This window comes from Isoptericola jiangsuensis, from assembly GCF_002563715.1.
GTDB lineage: Bacteria > Actinomycetota > Actinomycetes > Actinomycetales > Cellulomonadaceae > Isoptericola > Isoptericola jiangsuensis.
The window spans coordinates 2,268,736-2,290,391 of the sequence record NZ_PDJJ01000001.1; the positions used below are offsets into that span (position 1 = coordinate 2,268,736).

Sequence of the window (21,656 nt, forward strand, 5' to 3'; positions counted from 1 at the left end):
TCACGCCTCCTGCTCGGTGCGGTCGCCGGACCACAGCGTGTGGAACGAGCCGTCGCGGTCGGTGCGGCGGTAGGTGTGCGCGCCGAAGAAGTCGCGCTGCGCCTGGATGAGCGCGGCCGGCAGGCGCTCGGCCCGCACGCCGTCGTAGTACGACAGCGACGAGGAGAACGCCGGGGCGGGGATGCCGGCGGTGGCGGCCTGCGCGACGACGCGACGCCACGCGGCCAGACCCTCGCCGACGGCGTCGGTGAAGTACGGGTCGGCGAGCAGCAGGGAGAGCTGCGGGTCGCGCTCGTAGGCCTCGGTGATGCGGTTGAGGAACCGGGCTCGGATGATGCAGCCGCCGCGCCAGATGCGGGCCATGGCGCCGCGGTCGATGTCCCAGTCGTTCTCGGCCGACGCCGCGGCGATCTGGTCGAAGCCCTGGGAGTACGCGACGACCTTGGAGGCGTACAGCGCGCGACGGACGTCCTCGACGAACGCCTCCCGATCGGTGATCTCCAGGGCGGTGGCGTGCGCCGGCAGGGCGGCGCGACCGGCCTCGCGCTGCGGCACGGAGCCGGACAGGGCGCGGGCGAACGTCGCCTCGGCGATGCCGGTGATGGGCACGCCCAGGTCGAGGCCGTTCTGCACGGTCCAGCGACCGGTGCCCTTCTGCTCGGCCTGGTCGAGCACGATGTCGACGAACGCGGCGCCGGTCTCGGCGTCGACGTGCTGCAGGACGTCCGCGGTGATCTCGATGAGGAACGACTCGAGGTCGCCGGTGTTCCACTCGGCGAAGATCTGGCCGATCTCGGCGGCGGACGCCCCGAGGCCCTGCTTGAGCAGGTCGTAGGCCTCGGCGATGAGCTGCATGTCGGCGTACTCGATGCCGTTGTGCACCATCTTGACGAAGTGGCCGGCGCCGCCGGGGCCGACGTAGGTGCAGCAGGGGGTGCCGTCGACCTTGGCGGAGATCGCCTCGAGGATCGGGCCGAGCGACGCGTAGGACTCGCGCGTGCCGCCGGGCATGATCGACGGGCCGAGCAGGGCGCCCTCCTCGCCACCGGACACGCCGGTGCCGACGAAGTGCAGGCCGCGGGCCCGCAGCGCCTCCTCGCGCCGGATCGTGTCGGGGAAGTGCGCGTTGCCGGCGTCGACGACGATGTCGCCCTCCTCCAGCAGCGGCAGGAGCTCGTCGATGACGGCGTCGGTCGCGGCGCCGGCCTTGACCATGATCACGACCTTGCGGGGCCGCTCGAGCGAGGCGACGAAGTCGGCCATCGACTCCGAGGGGACGAAGTCGCCCTCGTCGCCGGCCTCGTCCATCAGGGACTGCGTCTTGGCGAAGCTGCGGTTGTGCACCGCGACCGTGTAGCCGTGACGCGCGAAGTTGCGCGCGAGGTTGCGCCCCATCACCGCGAGTCCGGTGACACCGATCTGGGCTCGTGCTGTCATCGCTTCCTGCTTCCTTGACGAGATCGTCCCGGGGCTGCTCAGCGGCAGCGACCCGGTGGGCCGCGACCAGCCTAGTCGGACCCGCGGGGGGCTCCGGGAGGGGGCCGCGATCCGGACAACGCTTGCCCTGCCCGTCCGGGGCGCCGCGCCGGTCCGCGGACGACCCGCCCGGCACGTCGCGGCCGCGTCGTCGGGGGGCAGGCGTACCGTGACCTGCGTGAGCGCCCACCCGCCCGAGGTCCCGGAACGGTTCGCGGCCGCCCTGGAGTCGCTGCGCGGCCGACGGACCCGTCCCGAGGTGCGCCTGGTGGAGATCCCCGGGCCGACCCGGGTGGCGCCGTTCAGCCTCGCGGTCGAGGGCGAGGTGGTCGCCGACGACGTCGAGGTCGCCACGGGCCGGTTCGTCGTCCTGCACGACCCGGCCGGGCAGGAGGCCTGGCACGGCGACTTCCGCGTGGTCACGCTGGTCCGGGCCCAGCTCGAGGCCGAGCTCGCCGCCGAGGACCTGCTGGGCGACGTCGCCTGGACGTGGGTGACGGAGAACCTGGAGGCCGCCGACGTCGGCGCGACCGCCGCCGGCGGCACGGTGACCCGGGTGCTGTCCCGCTCGTACGGCGCCCTGGCCGCCACCCCGGACGCCGTCGACCTCGAGATCCGCGCGTCCTGGACGCCGCTGGACACCGACCTCGGCGCCCACCTGGAGGTGTGGGCGGACCTCATGTCGACCGCCGGCGGGCTGCCCCCGCTGCCCGACGGCGTGACGGCGCTGGACGTGCGACGACGTACCGTGGGGCCATGAGCTCCGGCGTGCCCTCGGTCGACCCCGACGTCGTCCCCCTCACCGAACCGGCCGACGGCGTCGGGCCGGTCGTGTCCACCCCGATCGCGTTCTCCCGGGTGGTGGACGCGTTCGCGGCCGGGTCCGGTCCGGTCGCCGCGGACGCCGAGCGCGCCTCGGGGTACCGCTACGGCCAGGCGACCTACCTGGTGCAGGTGCGGCGCGCGGGCGCGGGGACGGCCCTGCTGGACCCCGTGGGCGTCCCCGACCTGTCGGCCCTGGGCGCCGCGGTCGGTGACGCCGAGTGGGTGCTGCACGCCGCCTCCCAGGACCTGCCGGGGTTCGGCGAGCACGGGCTGCACCCGGCACGCGTGTTCGACACCGAGCTGGCCGCGCGGCTGCTCGGCATGCCCCGGGTGGGCCTGGCGGCCGTCGTGGCGGACACCCTCGGCCTCGGCCTGGCCAAGGAGCACTCGGCCGTCGACTGGTCGACGCGTCCGCTGCCGGAGGACTGGCTGCGGTACGCCGCGCTCGACGTCGAGGTCCTGGTCGAGGTCCGCGACGTGCTCGCCGACCGCCTGGAGGAGGCGGGCAAGGCGGAGTGGGCCGCGCAGGAGTTCGAGCACGTGCGCACGCTGCCGCCGCCCGCGCCGCGGGTCGACCCCTGGCGGCGGACGTCGGGCACGCACACGGTGCGCGACCGGCGCCGCCTGGCCGTGGTGCGCGCCCTGTGGGAGGCGCGCGACGACGCGGCCCGCCGCCGGGACGTGTCGCCGGGGCGGGTCCTGCCGGACCGCGCGATCATCGCGGCGGCGAACGCGCTGCCCCGCACCGTGCCGCAGCTCGTCGCGCTGCCCGAGTTCGCCTCGAAGGGGGCCCGGCGCCGGGCGCCCGCGTGGCAGCGGGCGATCGACGAGGCGCTCGCGCTGCCCGAGTCGGCGCTGCCCGCCACCCGCGGACCGCGCTCGGACGGTCCGCCGCCGCCGCGGGCCTGGGCGGACCGAGACCCCGTCGCAGCGCGGCGGTTGGACGTGGCGCGCGACGTCGTCGCCCGGCTGTCCGAGGAACTGGCGGTCCCGGCGGAGAACCTGCTGCAGCCGGATGCCCTGCGCCGGGTGTGCTGGACGCCTCCGGACCCCGCGACGGCGGCGACGATCGGCGACTTCCTGCGGGACCGCCAGGCGCGCGAGTGGCAGGTGGGGCTCCTCGCGGGGCCGCTGGCGGAGGCGTTCGCGACCGCCTGACCGCGTCTGATACCCCGTATCAGATGCCCTATGCTGTTCCCGGTACTCGCGGTAGCGTGTACCGGGAGCGGACGACATCCGCCCCGAGCGACGATGCTCCCGCGCACCGTCGAAGAAGACCATCGCAACGGACGGAGCTGCCATGACCGTGGCCCACCAGCCCGGCACCACCACCCGCGACCCGGCACGACGCGCCCTGCGCGACGTCGTCTTCGTCGAGGGCGTGCGCACCCCCTTCGGCAAGGCCCGGCCGGACGGCCTGCTCGCCGGGACCCGCGCCGACGACCTCGTCGTCAAGGCGATGCGCGAGCTGCTGCGCCGCCACCCCGAGCTGCCGCCCGAGCGCGTCGACGAGGTCGCGATCGCCGCCACCACGCAGCAGGGCGACCAGGGCCTCACCCTCGGCCGCACCACCGCCATCCTCGCCGGTCTGCCCACCTCGGTGCCCGGCTACGCGATCGACCGCATGTGCGCGGGCGCCATGACCGCCGTCACCACCACCGCCGCGACCATCGCCGTCGGCTCGGCCGACGTCGTCATCGCCGGCGGGGTCGAGCACATGGGCCGCCACCCGATGGGGCTGGACGCCGACCCGAACCCGCGGTTCGTCGCCGAGAAGCTCGTCGCGCCGGACGCCCTCAACATGGGCGTCACCGCCGAGAACCTGCACGACAAGTTCCCGCACCTGACCAAGGCGCGGGCCGACGCCTACGCCGTCAACACGCAGGCCAAGTACGCCAAGGCCCTCGCGAACGGCGACATCGGCCCCGAGGTCGTCCCCGTGGCGACGCGTCGCGAGGGCACCGGCTGGACCCTGGCCACGACCGACGAGCTGCCGCGCCCCGAGACCACCGTCGAGGGCATCGCGAACCTCAAGACGCCGTTCCGCCCCGGCGGCCGCGTCACCGCGGGCAACGCGTCCCCGCTGACCGACGGCGCCACCGTCGCGCTGCTTGCCGCCGGCGACACCGCCGACGAGCTCGGCCTGCCCGTCGCGATGCGGCTGGTGTCGTCGGCGTTCGCCGGGGTCCCCGCCGAGATCATGGGCTACGGCCCCGTGCCGTCCACCGACAAGGCGCTCGCCCAGGCCGGCCTGAGCATCGACGACATCGGTCTGTTCGAGATCAACGAGGCGTTCGCCGTGCAGGTGCTCAGCTTCCTCGACCACTACGGCATCGCCGACGACGACCCGCGGGTCAACGCCTACGGCGGCGCCATCGCCGTGGGGCACCCCCTGGCGAGCTCGGGCGTGCGCCTCATGACGCAGCTCGCGCGCCAGTTCGCCCAGCTCCCCGAGGTGCGCTACGGCATCACGACGATGTGCGTGGGCCTCGGCCAGGGCGGCACCGTGATCTGGGAGAACCCGCACCACGCCGACTACTCGGGCCACGTCCCGACCACGGAGGGCTGAGCCAAGATGACCACCACCACCGACACCCCGGCCGCCCGCGCCGAGCGGGTCACGCACTCCTTCGTCGCGGACGTCGAGCTCCCCGGCGGCCAGGGCACCCTGGCCCTGGTCACGCTGGACAACGGGCTCGACCACACCAAGCCGAGCACGCTGGGTCCCGAGGGCATGGCCGAGCTGACGGGCGTCCTGACGACCCTGCAGCAGCGCGCCGCGGCCGGCGAGATCGCCGCCGTCGCGATCACGGGCAAGCCGTACTTCCTGGCCGCGGGCGCCGACCTGCTGGGCGTCAGCGCCGTCGGCTCGCACGAGCAGGCCCTGGAGCTGGGCCGGTCCGGCCACCGCGCCTACGAGCTGCTGCACACGATGGGCGTGCCCACGTTCGCGTTCGTCAACGGCCTCGCCCTCGGCGGCGGCCTCGAGGTCGCCCTCAACTGCGACTACCGCACCGTCGCGTCCGACGCCGCGGCCCTCGGCCTGCCCGAGACCGGCCTGGGCCTCGTGCCCGGCTGGGGCGGCGCCTACCTCGTGCCGCGGCTGGTCGGCATCGAGAAGGCCGTCGAGGTCATCCTCACCCGCCCGGCGGCGAACAAGCCGTACAAGCCCGCCGAGGCGCTGAGGATCGGCCTCGTGGACGAGCTGTTCGAGCCCGCCGACTTCCTCGAGCGCTCCATCACGTGGGCGGCCGCCGTGCTGCGCGGGGACGTCGTCCCGGCGCGCCGCGACCTCGACCCCGAGCCCGTGTGGGACGCCGTCGTCGCGGGCACCCGCCAGCAGCTCGACCACCTCGTGGCGGGCTCGCGCCCGGCGCCGTACCGGGCGCTCGACCTGCTCGCCGCAGCCCGCACCGCGACCCGCGCCGAGGCGTTCGCCGCCGAGGACGAGGCGCTGGCCGACCTCATCATGTCCGACGAGATGCGCGCGTCCGTGTACGCGTTCGGGCTCACCTCGGCCGGCAAGAAGCCGAAGGGCGCGCCCGCCGCCGACCTCGCCCGCCCCGTCACCCGGGTCGGGATCGTCGGCGCCGGCCTCATGGCCGCGCAGATCGCGCTGCTCGTCTCGCAGCGCCTCGGCGTGCCCGTGGTCATGCGCGACCTGGACGCCGAGCGCGTCGAGAAGGGTCTCGGATTCGTCCGGGCCACCACCGAGAAGCTCGTCGGCCGCGGCCGGATGACCCCGGAGGCCGCCGCCCGCATCGTGGCGAGCGTCTCCGGCACCACCGACGTCACCGAGTTCGCGTCGTGCGACGTGGTGGTCGAGGCCGTCACCGAGGTCATGGGCCTGAAGAAGAAGGTCTTCGCCGAGCTCGAGGACATCGTCTCGCCGGACACGATCCTCGCGACGAACACCTCGGCGCTGTCGATCACCGAGATGGCCTCCGACCTGCGCCACCCCGAGCGGGTCGTCGGCGTCCACTTCTTCAACCCGGTCGCCCAGATGCCGCTGGTCGAGGTCGTCCGCGCGGAGAAGACCTCCGACGAGGCCCTCGCCACCGCGTTCGCGATCACCAAGAAGCTCCGCAAGACGGCGGTGCTCGTGGCCGACCGGCCCGGGTTCGTCGTCAACCGGCTCCTCGTGCTCGTCATGGGCAAGGTCGTCGAGGCCGTCGAGAACGGCACCTCGGTCGAGGCGGCCGACCGCGCGCTCGCGCCGCTCGGCTTCCCCATGCCGACGTTCGAGCTGTTCGACCTCGTCGGCCCGGCCGTCGGCCTGCACGTGCTCACCTCGCTGCGCGAGGACCTGGGCGACCGGTTCCCCCGCTCCCCCGGGCTGGAGAAGCTCGTCGCGGACGGCACCCGCGTGGTGCTCGACGCCCCGGCCCCCGGGATGCACAAGCCGGTCGACCCGGCGATCCAGCAGGTGTTCGGCGAGTCGCTGCCCGTCGGCACCGAGGGCCGCGCGGGCACCCCGGTGCTCGACGAGGCGGGCGTGCTGGACTCCGTGCTCGCGGCCCTGACGGTCGAGATCGGGCACATGCTCACCGAGCAGGTCGTGGCCGACCCGTCGCAGATCGACCTGTGCATGATCCTCGGCGCGGGCTGGGGCTTCCACACCGGAGGCATCACGCCGTACCTGGACCGCACGGGGTACTCCGAGCGCGTCCTCGGCCGGCGCATCCTGCCCGACGGCGTGGCGAACGTCCCCGGGGCCTGATCGCCCGATCACCCCGACCCTCCTCGCGGTCACCTGACACGACCTCCGCGGAGTCACCACCGGTGGCCCGGTCCCGCCGGCGGTTTCCAGGGGTCCTCGCAACACCTGATGGTTATGTGGCCGTCAGTAGACCACGCAGACGCTCGGCTGGGGTATCCCAGTCGAGCGTCTTGCGTGGTCGGCCGTTGAGTTCCTGGGCGACGTGTTCGAGGTCTTCGGGCCCGTAGGCCCGCAGGTCGGTGCCCTTGGGGAAGTACTGACGCAGCAGACCGTTGGTGTTCTCGTTCGATCCGCGCTGCCAGGGCGAGTGCGGGTCGCAGAAGTAGACCGGCACGTTCGTGGCCATCGTGAACTGGCGATGGGCGGCCATCTCGCTGCCCTGGTCCCAGGTCAGCGAGCCACGCAGGTGCGCGGGCAGGGTCCCGATCAGCGGGACCAGAACGTCGCGGACCTCCTCGGCGGTGTGTCCACCGGGCAGGTGTCCCAGGAGCACGTAGCGGGTGGTGCGTTCCACCAGGGTCACGATCGCGGACTGCGAGGCGGTACCCACGATCAGGTCACCTTCCCAGTGGCCGGGCACGGCCCGGTCGGCGACCTGGGCCGGTCGTTCGGAGATCATCACCATCTCGTCGGCGAACCGGGGCGTGCGCTGCTCCGCGCTACGGCGCGGCTTGCGGCGGGTGCGTCCGGTGCGCAGCGCGGCCGCGACCTCACGACGCAGCCCGCCGCGGGCCTGGACGTAGAGCGCCTGGTAGATCGTCTCGGTACTCACCCGCATGCTCTCGTCGTTCGGATACTCCTTGACCAGAGCGTGACAGATCTGTTCGGGCGACCACCGCACCGCGAGCTTGGCGGTCACGTACTGGCGCAGCGGACCATTCACGGCGAGCTTGGCCCGCTTGGGGCGCGCCCGAGACGCCACCCAGGACCGCTGGGCCGCATGGGGTCGGTAGACCCCGCCGGCCGACCGGGCGTCGATCTCACGCTTGATCGTCGAGGCCGGGCGCCCCAACGCCCGCCCGATCGCCCGCAACGAGGCGCCCTCACGGCGCAGGTCAGCGATCTGCTCCCGCTCCGCCAACGTCAAGAACCGTGGATCCAGCTCGGCCTCCAGCGCAGCGAGCGAGGGCGTGATGGCCACTTCCACATGAGTCGTCACGCCCGTGGTGTAGTCCACCCGGCGACCATCCGGGTAGATGCGAGCCCCGCGAGCCTTCCGTACCCCGGCGTCCCAGTCCAGCGCGGTACGCACGTTGACCCCGACCTGCTGCGCGGCCCGCCGCCGGGACATACCCGTGCGGCGAAGCTGTTCGTACTCGACCCTGCGCGGATGCGGGCCACGCCCACCCTGCCCCTCAGAACGCCGACCAGCCTTGCGCACCCACCCGGCAGCCGTATGCCTGTTCACCCCGACCACGCGCGCCGCGATCGTCGCACTCGCTACCTCGTCGAAGACCTCGAAGAACCGCGCCCTGAGCTCTGGTGAAACCACGATCCCCGCAACCCCCTGAAATCCAGGGTGTTGCGGGGATCGCTAGAACCGGCCGCCCAGGGACCGGGCCACCGGCGCGTCATCGGCGGCTACCCGTCGGGCTACCCGTCGCCCAGGTCCCGGACGAGACCCGCGGCCTCGTCGCGGCGTCGGACGGCGTCCGCGAGCGTGCGCTCGGCACGACGGCGCGCCCGCTCGGCGCCGCGCCGCGCGGCACCGGCCGCCGCGACCTCGTCCTCCAGCACCGCGAGCCGGTGCCGCAGCGCGGTGCGCTCCGCGTCCAGGCGCCGGGCGACGTCGTCGAGCCGGGCGACCTCCTCGTGAGCGACGACGCGGTCGCGCTCCCCCGCGGCGACGTCGTCCTCGGCGTCCGCGAGCGCCTGCCGGGCCTCGGCCCGGGCGCGCTCGGCCAGGGGCCCGGCATCCTCCTGCGACCCCCTCGGGGCAGACCCCTCGTCGCCGCCGGCCGTCGCCGCCGGACCGGGGACGGCGCGCAGGTGCCGTGGCCGGTCGTCCTGGACGGGGGCGATACCCAGCTCGTCGGGCAGGGCGACGGCGGACGCGGCGTCGGCCCGGTCCACCCCGGTGGCGCGCAGGGCGCCGACGAGCAGGCCGCTGCGGACCGCGCGTCCCGCGTCGTCGTCGATCATCGCGGCGGTGAGCGTGGACTCGACCTGCCCGGACACGGCTGCGGAAACGGCGACCCCCGCGTCGGCGGCGAGGTCGCGGGCGCGGGCCGTCACCGCCGCCGTGAGGCGCCGCCGCTGCGCGGCGAGCGCGCGCAGCCGGGGGCCGTCGAGGTCGGACTGCGCGTCGCGAAGCGACGCCCCCAGTGCCACGACCTGCTCCACGAGGTCCGGCTCGGCGCGCACGAGCAGGTTGACCACCCAGGCCGCGGTGGACGGCTTGCGCAGCGCCTTCACCCGCCGGGCGAGGTCCTCGTCGCCCGCCCGCAGGTCGCGTGCCCGCGCGTCCCGGGCGGCGATCATCTCGCCCGGCCCGAGCGCGTACAGCTCGGCGGCGACCTGCGGCAGTGTCGGCACGCTCCCCACTATCCGGGTGGTCCCGCGGGCCGCAACCGAGGGGCCGCACCGGGCCGGCGCCGCTACGGCTGGGCGGGCAGGACGCGCCAGTGCCCCTCGGCGGCGAGCGCGATCACCTCGCGCGCCGTGGGGGCGTGCACGTCGGGTCGCGCGCCGCCGGTCCAGGTGCGCCCGTGCGACACCCAGCCGGTGCGGGTGCGCGCGGCCCGGCCGGCCGCGACGTCGGTGTGCGCGGCGTCGCCGATCATCCAGACCCGGCGCCGGTCGGCGTCCGCGGCGTCCAGGCGTTCCAGCGCGATGTCGATCAGCCGCGGGTCGGGCTTCTCCACGCCCTCCTCGCCGGACACGACGACGGCGTCGACGTGGCCGGCCAGCCCGCAGCGCTCGATCTTGCCGCGCTGCTGGTGCGAGACCCCGTTGGTGACGACCGCGACGCGGTGGCCCGCGCCGCGCAGGACGTCGAGGGTGTCGAGCACGCCGTCGTAGACGCGCACGTGGTCGCGGATGCCCGTCCGGAACTCCTCGACGACGGCGTCGAGGTCGGCCGTGCCGGTGTCGCGGCCCAGCCGGTCCACGATGACGCGGGCGACGTCCCGCTTGGGGGCGAACCCGCCGCCGTCGGCCGCGACGATCGCGGCGAGGTCGTCGTCGGTCGCGCCGGCCTCCGCGACCGCGGCGGCGGCCCAGGCGGCGAAGGCCGCGTCGCGGGAGACGAGGGTGTTGTCGAGGTCGAGCAGCCAGATCACCGGAGCAGGCTACCCGCCGCTCACCCGGTCGTGGCCGGGCGTCCCACGGCGCCGGGGGCCAGGTGGCCGGGCGGCGCGGCGTCGCGCTCGCCGAGGGCGTCCAGCACCCAGGGCACGAGCGCACGGGCCGTGCGCCGGTAGCCGAGCGCGCTCGGGTGGAACCGGTCGAGCGCGAACGCCTCGTCGGGGCGGTCGACGAAGAACGTCCCGACCGCCTCGGCGAGCGACACGGCGTGCGCGCCCGCCCGCCGGGCGGCGACCGACTGCGCGGCGGCGAGCTGGCGCGACGCGCGCGCCCCCAGCGCGCGCAGCGGCTGCGGCACGGGTCGCAGCGCGCCCAGGTCGGGGCACGTGCCCACCACGACGGCGCTGCCGAGGCCGTGCAACCGGTCGATCACCTCGACCAGGTGGCGGGTGGACGTCGCGACCGGGACGCGGTGGGTGACGTCGTTGCCGCCCACCACGACCACGGTGACGTCCGGCCGGTAGCCGGGCGGCAGCACGTCGAGCTGCGCGCCGACCATCGACGTCTCCGCGCCGACCACGGCACCGACCCGCAGCCGCACGGGCCGGCGCAGCCGCTTCGCGACCCCGCGGGCGACGCGCCCGCCGAGGGTGTCGCGGCGGTGCTCGGCGCCGAGCCCCGCGGCGATCGAGTCGCCGAGCAGGAGCAGGTCGACCGGCTCGCCGCCGAGCTTGCGGCGCCACACGCGGTCGGCGTCCGGGGCGACCTCCCCGAGGGCCTTGCCGATGCGGCGGCGTGCCACGGCCGCCTGGCGGCGCAGCAGGGCGAGCGCGAGCACGGCCGCCGCGGCGGCGGCGGACGCTGCGGCGAGCGTGAGCAGGGCGGCACGGACGGGGGTCACCCCTGAGTTGAAGCACGCCCGCCTGAACGGACGGTGACCGGCGGGTGGCGTCGTGACGACGGCCACAGGTGCGGCGGTTCACCGCGCGCCCCGGGCGGGCGGCCCCCATGATGCGTGCATGACGGAGCCACGCACGATGGGTGTCGAGGAGGAGTTCCTCCTGGTCGGACCGGACGGGTCTCCGGTGGCGAAGGCCGCCGAGGCGCTGGAGGCGAGCGGGAACGACGGCCGGTCCACGGGGACGGGAGCCCTGGAACCGGAGTTCATGGAAGAGCAGCTGGAGACGGCGACGCACCCACGGGCGTCCCTGGAGGACCTGGCGCGCGAGATCCGGGAGGGCAGGGCCCGGGCGCAGAAGGCGGGCGACGTGGTCGACGCGCGAGCGGTCGCGCTGGCGACGTCGCCGATCCGGTTCACGGGCACGACGGTGTCGCGGCTGCGGTACCTGCAGGCGCGGGAGTTCTTCGGGATCACGGCGCGCGAGCAGCTCACGAGCGGGTGCCACGTGCACGTCGCGGTCGCGGACGACGACGAGGGCGTGGCGGTGCTGGACCGGGTGGGTCCGTGGCTGTCTGTCCTGACGGCGCTGAGCACGAACTCGCCGTTCTGGCAGGGCGAGGACACCGACTACGCGAGCTTCCGCTCGCAGGTGTGGGCGCGCTGGCCCACGTCGGGGCCGACGCGACCGTTCGGCACCCCGGCGGAGTACCACGCGGCCGTCGAGGCGCTGGTGGCGACGGGCACGATCCTGGACCAGAACATGGTCTACTTCGACGCCCGGCTGTCGCCCCGCTACCCGACGGTCGAGATCCGGGTCGCGGACGTCTGCCTCGACCCGGACACGGCGACGCTGCTGGCGGCGCTGGCGCGCGGGCTGGTGGAGACGTCCGCGCGCGCGGCGGCCGACGGGGCTCCACCGCCGCCGTCGCACCCCGAGCTGCTGCGCACGGCGTCCTGGCGGGCCGGGCGCTCCGGCCTGGCCGGCGAGCTGGTGTCCCCGCTCACGTGGCGTCCCGCGGGAGCGCACGACGTCGTCGGGCAGCTCGTGGCGCACGTCCGCGACGCCCTGGTGGACGCGGGCGACCTCGACGCCGTCACCGACCTGCTCGGTCGGCTGTGGTCGACCGGCGGCGGCGCGGCGCAGCAGCGCGCCTGGTACGCCGAGTCGGGCGACCTGCACCGCGTGGTGGAGCGCGCCGTCGAGGTGACGCACTCCTGACGCCCCGCGGGAACGACGACGGCCCTGCCGCCGCCCGGTCGGGGAGGCGGCAGGGCCGCGTCGTCGGTGCTCAGTAGGTGGCCAGGCCGCGGGCGCGGAACACGTCGCGCACGGCCTCGGTGGCCTCGGGCGTCGGGGGCTCGGTGTCGCCCAGCTCGTAGGTGCGCCCCAGCTCGGCCCACTTGTCCCGCGCCATCTGGTGGAACGGCAGCACCTCGACCCGCTCGACGGTGCCGGGGCGGACGGCCTCGATCGCGGCGACGTGGTCGGCGACCCGCGCGACGTTCCCCGGGTCGTCCGTCAGGCCCGGCACGAGGACGAACCGCACCCACACGGCCACGCCGCGCTCGGCGAGCCTGCGTCCGAACGCGAGCGTCGGGGCGAGGGAGCGCCCGGTGACCCGCTGGTAGGTCTCCTCGTCGCCGGCCTTGACGTCGAGCAGCACCAGGTCGGTGTCGTCGAGCATGGCGTCGGTCGCGTTCGCGCCGAGGAAGCCCGAGGTGTCGAGGCAGGTGTGCACCCCGAGCTCCTTCGCGCCGCGCAGGACGCGCGCCGCGAACGCGGGCTGCATGAGCACCTCGCCGCCCGACAGGGTGAGCCCGCCGCCGGTGGCGGCGAACACCCCGCGGTAGCGCGCGACGCGGGCCAGCAGGTCCTCGGCGAGCACCGCTCCCCCGTCCTTCATCGCGAGGGTGTCGGGGTTGTGGCAGTACAGGCACCGCAGGGGGCACCCGGCGAGGAACACCGTCATGCGGGTGCCGGGGCCGTCGACGGCCGTGACGAGCTCCCAGGAGTGCACCGAGCCGAGCTCGCCCGACCGCATCAGGGCGAGGCGGTCGGAGCGCTCGACCTCGGTGGTGTCCAGACCCCGCAGGCCTGCGCCGGCCCGGCGGCGGGCGGAGGGGGGATCCAGCAGCACCGGGCCGGCGGTCATCTCAGATCCCTCCGTGGAAGGTCCGGTTCAGGACGTCCAGCTGCTGCTCGCGCGTGAGCCGGACGAAGTTGACGGCGTACCCCGAGACGCGGATCGTCAGCTGCGGGTAGTTCTCGGGGTGCTCCATGGCGTCGAGCAGGGTCTCGCGGACCAGCACGTTGACGTTCATGTGGTACCCGCCCGCACCGAACGACGCGTCCAGCAGGCCCGCCAGGTTGGTCACCTGCTCGGCCTTGGTGCGGCCCAGGCCCGACGGCACGATCGTGTTCGTCAGGGAGATGCCGTCCTGCGCCTCGTCGTAGGGCAGCTTCGCCACGGACAGCGCCGAGGCGAGCATGCCGTGCGTGTCGCGGCCGTTCATCGGGTTGGCGCCCGGGGCGAACGGCTCGCCGGCGCGGCGGCCGTCCGGCGTGTTGCCGGTCGCCTTGCCGTAGACGACGTTCGACGTGATCGTCAGGACCGACTGGGTGGGCAGCGCGTCGCGGTACATGGGGTGCTTGCGCACCTTGGCCATGAACGACTCGACGAGCTCGACGGCGATGTCGTCGGCACGGTCGTCGTCGTTGCCGTAGGCGGGGAAGTCGCCGTCGATCTCGTAGTCCACGACGACGCCGCGGTCGTCGAGGACCGGCATGACGGTGGCGTACCGGATCGCCGACAGGGAGTCCGCCGCGACGGAGAGCCCGGCGATGCCGCAGGCCATCGTGCGCAGCACGTCCCGGTCGTGCAGCGCCATCTCCAGGCGCTCGTACGCGTACTTGTCGTGCGACCAGTGGATGCAGTTCAGCGCCTCGACGTAGGTCTCGGCGAGCCAGTCCATGGTCTGCTCGAAGCGGGCACGCACGTCGTCGTAGTCGAGCGGCACGCCCGCCTCGACCGGCGGGAACGCCGGGGAGACCTGCTTGCCGCTGACCTCGTCCCGGCCGCCGTTGATCGCGTACAGCAGGGCCTTGGCCAGGTTGACGCGGGCGCCGAAGAACTGCATCTGCTTGCCGATCGCCATCGGGGAGACGCAGCAGGCGATCGCGGCGTCGTCGCCCCAGGCGGTGCGGATCTCGTCGTCGGACTCGTACTGCACCGCCGAGGTGTCGATGGAGACCTGGGCGCAGAACTCCTTGAAGCCGGTGGGCAGGTCGGCGGTCCAGAACACGGTCATGTTCGGCTCGGGCGCCGGACCCAGGTTGTACAGGGTCTGCAGCATGCGGAACGAGTTCTTCGTGACCAGCGTGCGGCCGTCGGTCCCCATGCCGCCGATGGTCTCGGTGACCCAGGTCGGGTCGCCGGAGAACAGGGCGTCGTACTCGGGGGTGCGCAGGAACCGCACGATGCGGAGCTTGATGACGAAGTCGTCCATGACCTCCTGGGCCTCGGACTCGGTGATCCGGCCCGCGGCGAGGTCCCGCTCGATGTAGACGTCGAGGAACGTCGAGGTGCGGCCCAGCGACATCGCGGCGCCGTTCTGCTCCTTGACCGCGGCGAGGAACCCGAAGTAGAGCCACTGCACGGCCTCGACGGCGGTGCGGGCCGGGCGCGAGATGTCGACGCCGTAGGAGGCCGCCATCTCCTTGAGCTCGCCGAGCGCGCGGATCTGCTCGGCGTGCTCCTCGCGCTCGCGCACGATCTTCTCGCTGAAGGGCTCGGCGTCGAGGGTCAGCTTGTCGAGCTTCTTCGCCTGGACCAGGGCGTCCACGCCGTACAGGGCCACGCGACGGTAGTCGCCGATGATGCGGCCGCGGCCGTAGGCGTCGGGCAGGCCGGTGACGATGTGGGAGGAGCGGGCGGCGCGCACGTTCGGCGGGTAGATGTCGAACACGGCCTGGTTGTGCGTCTTGCGGTAGGTGGTGAACACCTCGCGCAGCTTCGCGTCGACGGGGTAGCCGTAGGTGTTGAGCGCCCCCTCGACCATGCGCCAGCCGCCGTACGGCATGATCGCGCGCTTGAGCGGGGCGTCGGTCTGGAGGCCGACGACGATCTCGTTCTCCACGTCGATGTAGCCGGGCTCGTGGGCGGTGATGCCGGCGGGGACGTCCCAGGAGACGTCGTGGACGCCCTTCTCGCGCTCGGCGGGGAACATCTCCGACAGGCGGGCCCACAGCGCGGAGGTCCGCGCGGTCGGGCCGGCGAGGAACGCGCCGTCACCCGTGTAGGGGGTGTAGTTGCGCTGGATGAAGTCCCGCACGTCGACGCCGTCGCACCACGGGCCGGGGGTGAACCCCTCCCAGGCGACGTCGACGTTCCCGGTGCTGCTCTCGGCCTGGATCGTCATGGTCTTCCTTCCCTCGAGTCCGACACCACCAGACTAAGTGAAGGTCTTCACAAGCACCGTGACCCACGAGACATCGACCCTGTCTCGTGCGTCACTCCCGGTGTCGCGACCGTCCGCGTCAGCGCGCCGTCACTCCCCCGGCAGGGCCGCGAGCGCCTCCCGCACCACGTCCTCCGCCCGCAGCCGACGGCTCGCCAGGACCTGCGACCGGGTGGCGTGCGGGATGAACTCCACCGGGAGCCCGCGGTGCACGAACGGCGTGCGCACGCCCTGCTCGGCCGCGCGCTGCGCCAGCGTCGCGCCCACGCCGCCGTCGACCACGCCGTCCTCCACGGTGAGGACCAGGTCGTGCTCCCCGCAGAGCTTGACCAGCACCTCCGGCACGGGCAGCACCCACGTGGGCGCGACCACCTCCACCCCGAGGCCGTGCGCCGCCAGCGACTCGCCCGCCGCGAGCGCGACCGGGGCCATCGCCCCGACGCCCACCACGAGCACCCGGCGCCCGTCCGGGGCACCCGCCCCCGGGTCGTGGCGGGCGAGCACGTGGACGCCGTCCAGGTCCTCCAGGGCCGGCGACTCCTCGGGCAGGGCGCCCTTGGGGTAGCGCACCACCGTGGGCGCGTCGTCGACGTCCACGGCGGCGCGCAGAGCCGCGCGCAGGGTCGGCTCGTCCCGGGGCGCGGCCAGCCTCAGGCCCGGCACGACGCGCAGCACCGCCATGTCCCACATGCCGTGGTGGCTCGGCCCGTCGTCCCCCGTGACGCCCGCCCGGTCGAGGACGAACGTGACGCCCGCGCGGTGCAGGGCGACGTCGAGGAGCACCTGGTCGAAGGCGCGGTTGAGGAACGTCGAGTACACCGCGACCACCGGGTGCAGCCCCGCGAACGCCATGCCCGCCGCGGACGTCGCGGCGTGCTGCTCGGCGATGCCCACGTCGACGGTCCGGTCGGGGAACTCGCGGGCGAACGGGGCCAGGCCCACCGGGTTGAGCATCGCCGCGGTGACGGCCACGACGTCCGGGCGGCGCCGCCCGATCGTCACCATCTCCTCGGCGAACACCTGCGTCCAGCCGAACCGGGACGGCGCGACCGGCAGGCCGGTCTCGGGGTGGATGGCCCCGACGGCGTGGAAGCGGTCGGCGACGTCCTCCTCCGCGGGGCTGTAGCCGCGCCCCTTCTCCGTGATGGCGTGGACGATGACGGGCCCGCCGAAGTCGCGGGCGCGGCGCAGCGCCGCCTCGACCGCGGCGACGTCGTGCCCGTCGACCGGCCCGACGTACTTCAGGCCGAGGTCCTCGAACATGCCCTGCGGCGCGACGACGTCCTTGATGCCCTTCTTGAGGCCGTGCAGCCAGTCGTACGCGAACCTGCCGGGCGGGCCGGTGCGCTGCTGCAGGGTGCGCTTGCCCCAGTCGAGGAACGCCTCGTAGCCGCGCGTGACGCGCAGCGTGTCCAGGTGGTTGGCCAGACCCCCGACCGTCGGCGAGTAGGAGCGCCCGTTGTCGTTGACGACGATGACGAGCCGCCGCGTCGGGTCGGCCGCGATGTTGTTGATGGCCTCCCACGCCATGCCGCCGGTCAGCGCCCCGTCGCCGACCACCGCCACGACGTGCCGGTCGTGGCGGCCCCGCAGGTCGTGCGCGCGGGCGATGCCGTCCGCCCAGGACAGCGCCGTGGACGCGTGGGAGTTCTCCACCACGTCGTGCGCGGACTCCTCGCGGCTCGGGTAGCCCGAGAGCCCGTCGCGCGTGCGCAGGCCGCTGAAGTCCTGCCGGCCCGTGAGGAGCTTGTGCACGTACGCCTGGTGGCCGGTGTCGAACACGAGCGTGTCCCGCGGGGAGTCGAACACGCGGTGCAGGGCGATCGTGAGCTCCACGACCCCGAGGTTGGGCCCGAGGTGCCCGCCGGTGCGCGAGACGTTCTCCACGAGGAACGTGCGGATCTCCGCGGCCAGGCGCACGGACTGGGCCGGCGTCAGCCGGCGCACGTCCTCGGGCTCGGCGATGCGGTGCAGCAGGCCCCTGCGGTCCGGCGTCGTCATCCGCCCACTGTAGGCGGCCGGCGGGGGCAGGACCCGGCGGGCGGGGTAGATTCCTGGTGTGCGTTTCCTTCCCGGCCAGCAGCCCACCTCCGACCTCACCTACGGCGACGTCTTCATGGTCCCGTCGCGCTCCGACGTGACCAGCCGGTTCGACGTCGACCTGTCGACCGACGACGGCACCGGCACGACGATCCCCGTCGTCGTGGCGAACATGACCGCCGTGGCGGGGCGTCGCATGTCCGAGACCGTCGCGCGCCGCGGCGGCGTCGCGATCCTGCCGCAGGACATCCCCGGCGAGGTCGTCGCCGACGTCGTCGCCGACGTCAAGTCCAAGGACCCCGTCGTGGAGTCCCCGGTGGTCGTCACCGGGCAGGACACCGTCGCGGACGTCCTGTCGCTGCTCGGCAAGCGGTCGCACGGCGCGGCCGTGGTCGTCGACGACGGCCGCCCCGTGGGCGTCGTCACGGCGGACGACTGCACGTCCGTGGACCGGTTCGCGCGCGTCGGCGCCGTGATGTCGACCGAGCTGGTCACCCTGGAGGCCGCGCAGGTCGAGGCCGACGGGCTGCCGGCCGCGTTCGAGCGCCTGCACGCCGCGAAGGTGCACCTCGCGCCGGTCGTGCGCGACGGTCGCCTCGTGGGCGTGCTGACCCGCAAGGGCGCCGTCCGCTCCACCGTCTACTCCCCCGCGCTCGACGCGTCCGGCCGCCTGCTCGTGGGCGCCGCCGTGGGCATCAACGGCGACGTCGCCGCGAAGACCGCCGAGGTGCTCGCCGCCGGGGTCGACGTGCTCGTCGTCGACACGGCGCACGGCCACCAGGACAAGATGCTGGCCGCGCTGCGCGCCGTGCGGTCGGTGGACCCCCGGGTGCCGGTCGTGGCGGGCAACGTCGTCACCGCGGACGGCGTGCGCGACCTCGTCGAGGCGGGCGCCGACATCCTCAAGGTCGGCGTCGGGCCGGGCGCCATGTGCACCACCCGCATGCAGACCGCGGTGGGTCGTCCGCAGTTCTCCGCCGTGCTGGAGTGCGCGGCCGCGGCGCGTGAGCTCGGCAAGCACGTGTGGGCCGACGGCGGCGTGCGCCACCCCCGCGACGTCGCGCTCGCCCTGGCGGCGGGCGCGTCGCAGGTGATGATCGGCTCCTGGTTCGCCGGGACGTACGAGTCCCCGGGCGACCTGCACGAGGACGGCTCCGGGCGCCTCTACAAGGACTCGTTCGGCATGGCGTCGGCCCGCGCGGTCGCCGCCCGCACGGCCGGGGCCGGGTCGGCGTTCGACCGGGCGCGCAAGGCCCTGTACGAGGAGGGCATCTCGACCGGCAAGATGTACCTCGACCCGCGTCGTCCCGGCGTCGAGGACCTGCTCGACGAGATCACCTCCGGCCTGCGCTCGAGCTGCACGTACGCCGGCGCCCGCACCCTGGCGGAGTTCGCCGAGCGCGCGACCGTCGGCATCCAGTCGGCCGCCGGGTACGCCGAGGGCATGCCGGTCGCCACCTCCTGGTGACCCGGGCGCGACGCCCCGTGCGCGACCCTGCGGCCGGGGCCCGGCGGCGGTCCACGACGGTCGGCAGCGGCATGGTCGCCCGTCCGCGCCGCCCGGTCGGCGTTAGCCTGCCCAGGTGAACGACCACCCCTCCGCCCAGGACCAGCTCCGCGCGCTCGCCGGCGACGGCGCGTTCGCCGGGCCGTGGCGGCACGCCCGCGGCACGCTCGACCCGGACGCCGTGCGCCCCGCGTCCGTGCTGGTGCTGTTCGGCGTCCTGGACGGCCTCCCGTCCGACCACGCGGCGCAGGCCGAGGCCGTCTCGGCCGACCTCGACGTGCTGCTCCTCGCCCGCGCCGCGACCCTGCGGTCCCACGCGGGCCAGGTCGCGTTCCCCGGCGGTCGGGCCGACCCCGGGGAGGACGCGGTGACCTGCGCCCTGCGCGAGGCCACCGAGGAGACCGGCGTGGACACCAGCGGCGTCGAGGTGCTCGGCACCCTGGACGCCCTGCCCATGCCGGTGAGCAACCACGTCGTCACCCCCGTGCTCGCCTGGTGGACGCGGCAGTCCCCCGTGGGCGTGGTCGACCCCGCCGAGTCGGCGCACGTGTTCCGCGCCCCCGTCGCGGACCTCCTGGACCCGGACCGACGCGTCACGACCGTCCTGCGCCGCGGCGGCCAGGTGTGGCGCGGCCCCGGGTTCGTCGTCGACGACGACGGGAACCGGCACCTCGTGTGGGGCTTCACGGCCGGCATCCTCGACGCGATGTTCGACCACCTCGGGTGGACCGAGGACTGGGACCGCGGCCGCGAGCTGGACGTCGAGCCGTGAACGTCGGGGGCGGCCGCTAGCGTCCCACCCATGACCGCCCCGTTCCTCGCCCTGCGCACCGGCACGCCCGCCGGCACCCCCTACGCCCTGACCGTCCACGACCTCGGCACGCTGCACGTCCCGTCCGGGCGGCTGGAGGCGTCCGACCCCTACGTGAACCTCGGCGAGGGGCTCGTCGTCCCCGTGCCGCCCGGCACCTACCCGGTGCACGTGACCGTCGCCGACGTCTCGCGCGAGCAGGACGGCAGCCACCGGCGCGAGGCGTACCTGTCGGTCGTGCTCGACGACGCCGCCCGCACCGCCGGGAGCGCCCGCCCGTTCGTCCCGGCCGGCGAGGAGCCGGGCACCGACGGCACCGTCCACGGTGTCCCCGTCGACGCCGGCACGGTCGCGTTCGCCGACGCCACCGCCGCGGCGGCCGCGACCACCGCCGTCGACGACCTCTACTCCGAGGTGTACGACCACGACGGCCCGGACGCGTGGTTCGCGCGCCAGGACGACGCCGACCACCTGGTCGAAGGCTGCGCGAACGTGTCCCTGCCCGGGCACGGCACCGCCAACGTCGTGCTCGCGCACTCCGGCTGGGGCGACGGCTTCTACGCCGTCGTGACGACCCACGACGAGGCCGGCGCCCTCACCGGCGTGCACATCGACCTCGGCGTCGTCGACGACGGGCCGTGGTGGGTCGAGTCCGACGCCGAGGACGAGGACGAGGACTGACCGTCGAGGGGACGTCGGTCCCCGCGCGAGCGGCCCGGGGTCGGTGACGAGCGGTCGGTGGTCCGTGGTCGGCGGCCCGGCGACAATGGTCCGATGGCCGCCGCGGAGATCGAGATCGACGTCGCGCTGGTGCGCGGGCTCCTGACCGAGCAGCACCCCGACCTGGCCGGGCTGCCGCTGCGGGTGGTCGCGCAGGGCTGGGACAACGTCATGACCCGGCTCGGGGACGACCTGGCCGTGCGGCTGCCGCGCCGGGCGATCGCCGCGCCGCTGGTCGAGCACGAGCAGGAGTGGCTGCCCCGCCTCGCCCCGCACCTGCCCGTGCGGGTGCCGGTCCCGGTGCGGATCGGCCGCCCCAGCACCGCCCTGGGCTACCCGTGGTCGTGGTCGGTGGTGCCCTGGGTCCCGGGGCTGCGCGGCGCGGACGTCCCGCGGGCGAGGCGCGGCGACGTCGCCGCTGCCCTGGCCGGGTTCCTCGCGGCGATGCACCGCCCCGCGCCGCCCGACGCCCCCGAGAACCCCTACCGCGGCGGCCCGCTGGCCGGCCGCGACGGCCCCGTGCGGGACCGGCTCGCGGCCGGCGTCACCACCGAGGTGGACCGCTGCCTCGCGGTGTGGTCGCAGGCCGTGGCGGCCGAGCCCTGGCACGGGCCCGCGCTGTGGCTGCACGGCGACCCCCACCCCGGCAACCTCGTGCTCGCCGACGACGGCGCGACGGTGACGCTCGCCGCCGTCGCCGACCTCGGCGACCTCACCTCCGGCGACCCCGCGACGGACCTCGCCGCCGCCTGGACGGTGTTCGACGCCGCGGGTCGCGAGACGTTCCGGGCGGAGCTGGCCGGGCCCTACCCCGGCGACGACCCGGTCTGGGTGCGGGCCCGCGGCTGGGCGCTGACGATGGCGACGTCGATGCTCACCTCCGGTCCGGAGCACGCCTGGCTGCTCCCGCTCGGCCGCGAGGCGCTGGCCGAGGTGCTCGCCGAGGCCTGAC

Annotated in this window: 17 protein-coding genes; 9 read left to right on the forward strand and 8 right to left on the reverse strand. The window is 74.7% G+C overall.

The features are described 5' to 3' along the window. Nucleotides 1–1,437 (reverse strand): NADP-dependent phosphogluconate dehydrogenase, encoded by a 1,437-nt coding sequence (gene gndA / locus ATJ88_RS10390; protein ID WP_098463759.1) that lies wholly within the window; start codon nucleotides 1,435–1,437, stop codon nucleotides 1–3. 217 nt (nucleotides 1,438–1,654) lie between these two features. Here gndA and ATJ88_RS10395 point away from each other — a divergent pair, with 217 nt between their 5' ends. The 4 genes from ATJ88_RS10395 (at nucleotide 1,655) to ATJ88_RS10410 (ending at nucleotide 7,021) form a co-directional block, all read left to right on the forward strand. Beyond that, entirely contained in the window at nucleotides 1,655–2,236 is a 582-nt protein-coding gene (locus ATJ88_RS10395; RefSeq protein ID WP_098465270.1) for a DUF3000 domain-containing protein, read from the forward strand. Then, nucleotides 2,233–3,459 carry an HRDC domain-containing protein gene (locus ATJ88_RS10400; protein WP_098463760.1) on the forward strand — a complete coding sequence of 409 codons (1,227 nt, stop codon included), beginning with the start codon at nucleotides 2,233–2,235 and terminating at the stop codon, nucleotides 3,457–3,459. The genes ATJ88_RS10395 and ATJ88_RS10400 overlap by 4 nt, the downstream gene beginning before the upstream one ends. A 142-nt stretch (nucleotides 3,460–3,601) precedes the next feature. Further along, nucleotides 3,602–4,870: a thiolase family protein gene (locus tag ATJ88_RS10405; RefSeq protein ID WP_098463761.1), complete on the forward strand. Its 1,269-nt coding sequence runs from the start codon at nucleotides 3,602–3,604 to the stop codon at nucleotides 4,868–4,870. A 6-nt stretch (nucleotides 4,871–4,876) separates the two neighbouring features. Then, on the forward strand, nucleotides 4,877–7,021 hold the full coding sequence (locus tag ATJ88_RS10410; RefSeq protein ID WP_098463762.1) for a 3-hydroxyacyl-CoA dehydrogenase NAD-binding domain-containing protein: 2,145 nt from the start codon (nucleotides 4,877–4,879) through the stop codon (nucleotides 7,019–7,021). Between the two features lie 112 nt (nucleotides 7,022–7,133). Here the strand turns inward: ATJ88_RS10410 and ATJ88_RS10415 are convergent, their stop codons facing one another. The 4 genes from ATJ88_RS10415 to ATJ88_RS10430 form a co-directional block, all read right to left on the reverse strand. Continuing rightward, complete coding sequence (locus ATJ88_RS10415) at nucleotides 7,134–8,312, reverse strand: IS30 family transposase (RefSeq protein ID WP_141538634.1); 1,179 nt, start codon at nucleotides 8,310–8,312, stop codon at nucleotides 7,134–7,136. A 302-nt stretch (nucleotides 8,313–8,614) separates the two neighbouring features. Next, nucleotides 8,615–9,556: a hypothetical protein gene (locus ATJ88_RS10420; RefSeq protein WP_098463763.1), complete on the reverse strand. Its 942-nt coding sequence runs from the start codon at nucleotides 9,554–9,556 to the stop codon at nucleotides 8,615–8,617. Nucleotides 9,557–9,618: 62 nt separating this feature from the next. After that, nucleotides 9,619–10,302, reverse strand: coding sequence for an HAD family hydrolase (locus ATJ88_RS10425; protein WP_098463764.1), 684 nt, complete (start codon nucleotides 10,300–10,302; stop codon nucleotides 9,619–9,621). Nucleotides 10,303–10,322: 20 nt separating this feature from the next. Beyond that, a complete protein-coding gene (locus ATJ88_RS10430; protein ID WP_245852341.1) occupies nucleotides 10,323–11,168 on the reverse strand; it encodes an SGNH/GDSL hydrolase family protein in 846 nt (281 codons plus the stop codon). 118 nt (nucleotides 11,169–11,286) lie between these two features. On the opposite strand from ATJ88_RS10430, the gene ATJ88_RS10435 reads away from it, so the two are divergent. Then, nucleotides 11,287–12,387, forward strand: coding sequence for a carboxylate-amine ligase (locus ATJ88_RS10435; protein WP_098463765.1), 1,101 nt, complete (start codon nucleotides 11,287–11,289; stop codon nucleotides 12,385–12,387). A gap of 70 nt (nucleotides 12,388–12,457) precedes the next feature. Here the strand turns inward: ATJ88_RS10435 and pflA are convergent, their stop codons facing one another. The 3 genes from pflA to dxs all read right to left on the reverse strand — a co-directional run bounded on the left by pflA (nucleotide 12,458) and on the right by dxs (nucleotide 17,627). Beyond that, on the reverse strand, nucleotides 12,458–13,321 hold the full coding sequence (gene pflA / locus ATJ88_RS10440; protein ID WP_098463766.1) for a pyruvate formate-lyase-activating protein: 864 nt from the start codon (nucleotides 13,319–13,321) through the stop codon (nucleotides 12,458–12,460). Nucleotide 13,322: 1 nt separating this feature from the next. After that, nucleotides 13,323–15,587: a formate C-acetyltransferase gene (gene pflB / locus ATJ88_RS10445; protein ID WP_098463767.1), complete on the reverse strand. Its 2,265-nt coding sequence runs from the start codon at nucleotides 15,585–15,587 to the stop codon at nucleotides 13,323–13,325. Between the two features lie 129 nt (nucleotides 15,588–15,716). After that, a complete protein-coding gene (gene dxs / locus ATJ88_RS10450; protein ID WP_098463768.1) occupies nucleotides 15,717–17,627 on the reverse strand; it encodes a 1-deoxy-D-xylulose-5-phosphate synthase in 1,911 nt (636 codons plus the stop codon). 58 nt (nucleotides 17,628–17,685) lie between these two features. Here dxs and guaB1 point away from each other — a divergent pair, with 58 nt between their 5' ends. The 4 genes from guaB1 to ATJ88_RS10470 all read left to right on the forward strand — a co-directional run bounded on the left by guaB1 (nucleotide 17,686) and on the right by ATJ88_RS10470 (nucleotide 21,655). Next, nucleotides 17,686–19,134, forward strand: a complete 1,449-nt coding sequence (guaB1, locus tag ATJ88_RS10455) for a GMP reductase (protein ID WP_098463769.1) — start codon at nucleotides 17,686–17,688, stop codon at nucleotides 19,132–19,134. Nucleotides 19,135–19,249: 115 nt separating this feature from the next. Beyond that, nucleotides 19,250–19,945 carry an NUDIX hydrolase gene (locus ATJ88_RS10460; protein ID WP_098463770.1) on the forward strand — a complete coding sequence of 232 codons (696 nt, stop codon included), beginning with the start codon at nucleotides 19,250–19,252 and terminating at the stop codon, nucleotides 19,943–19,945. 30 nt (nucleotides 19,946–19,975) lie between these two features. Beyond that, the gene (locus ATJ88_RS10465; protein ID WP_098463771.1) at nucleotides 19,976–20,665 is read left to right on the forward strand and encodes a DUF4241 domain-containing protein; all 690 of its coding nucleotides are present in this window, start codon (nucleotides 19,976–19,978) and stop codon (nucleotides 20,663–20,665) included. Between the two features lie 93 nt (nucleotides 20,666–20,758). After that, nucleotides 20,759–21,655, forward strand: a complete 897-nt coding sequence (locus tag ATJ88_RS10470) for an aminoglycoside phosphotransferase family protein (RefSeq protein ID WP_098463772.1) — start codon at nucleotides 20,759–20,761, stop codon at nucleotides 21,653–21,655. The last annotated feature ends 1 nt before the right edge of the window (nucleotide 21,656 follow it).

Coding starts and splice junctions, on each gene's coding strand:
- gndA (WP_098463759.1), bottom strand. CDS start 1,437: ATGACAGCACGAGCCCAGATCGGTGTCACCGGACTCGCGGTGATGGGG.
- ATJ88_RS10400 (WP_098463760.1), top strand. CDS start 2,233: ATGAGCTCCGGCGTGCCCTCGGTCGACCCCGACGTCGTCCCCCTCACC.
- ATJ88_RS10405 (WP_098463761.1), top strand. CDS start 3,602: ATGACCGTGGCCCACCAGCCCGGCACCACCACCCGCGACCCGGCACGA.
- ATJ88_RS10410 (WP_098463762.1), top strand. CDS start 4,877: ATGACCACCACCACCGACACCCCGGCCGCCCGCGCCGAGCGGGTCACG.
- ATJ88_RS10415 (WP_141538634.1), bottom strand. CDS start 8,312: ATGTCCCGGCGGCGGGCCGCGCAGCAGGTCGGGGTCAACGTGCGTACC.
- ATJ88_RS10435 (WP_098463765.1), top strand. CDS start 11,287: ATGACGGAGCCACGCACGATGGGTGTCGAGGAGGAGTTCCTCCTGGTC.
- pflA (WP_098463766.1), bottom strand. CDS start 13,321: ATGACCGCCGGCCCGGTGCTGCTGGATCCCCCCTCCGCCCGCCGCCGG.
- pflB (WP_098463767.1), bottom strand. CDS start 15,587: ATGACGATCCAGGCCGAGAGCAGCACCGGGAACGTCGACGTCGCCTGG.
- dxs (WP_098463768.1), bottom strand. CDS start 17,627: ATGACGACGCCGGACCGCAGGGGCCTGCTGCACCGCATCGCCGAGCCC.
- ATJ88_RS10465 (WP_098463771.1), top strand. CDS start 19,976: ATGACCGCCCCGTTCCTCGCCCTGCGCACCGGCACGCCCGCCGGCACC.
- ATJ88_RS10470 (WP_098463772.1), top strand. CDS start 20,759: ATGGCCGCCGCGGAGATCGAGATCGACGTCGCGCTGGTGCGCGGGCTC.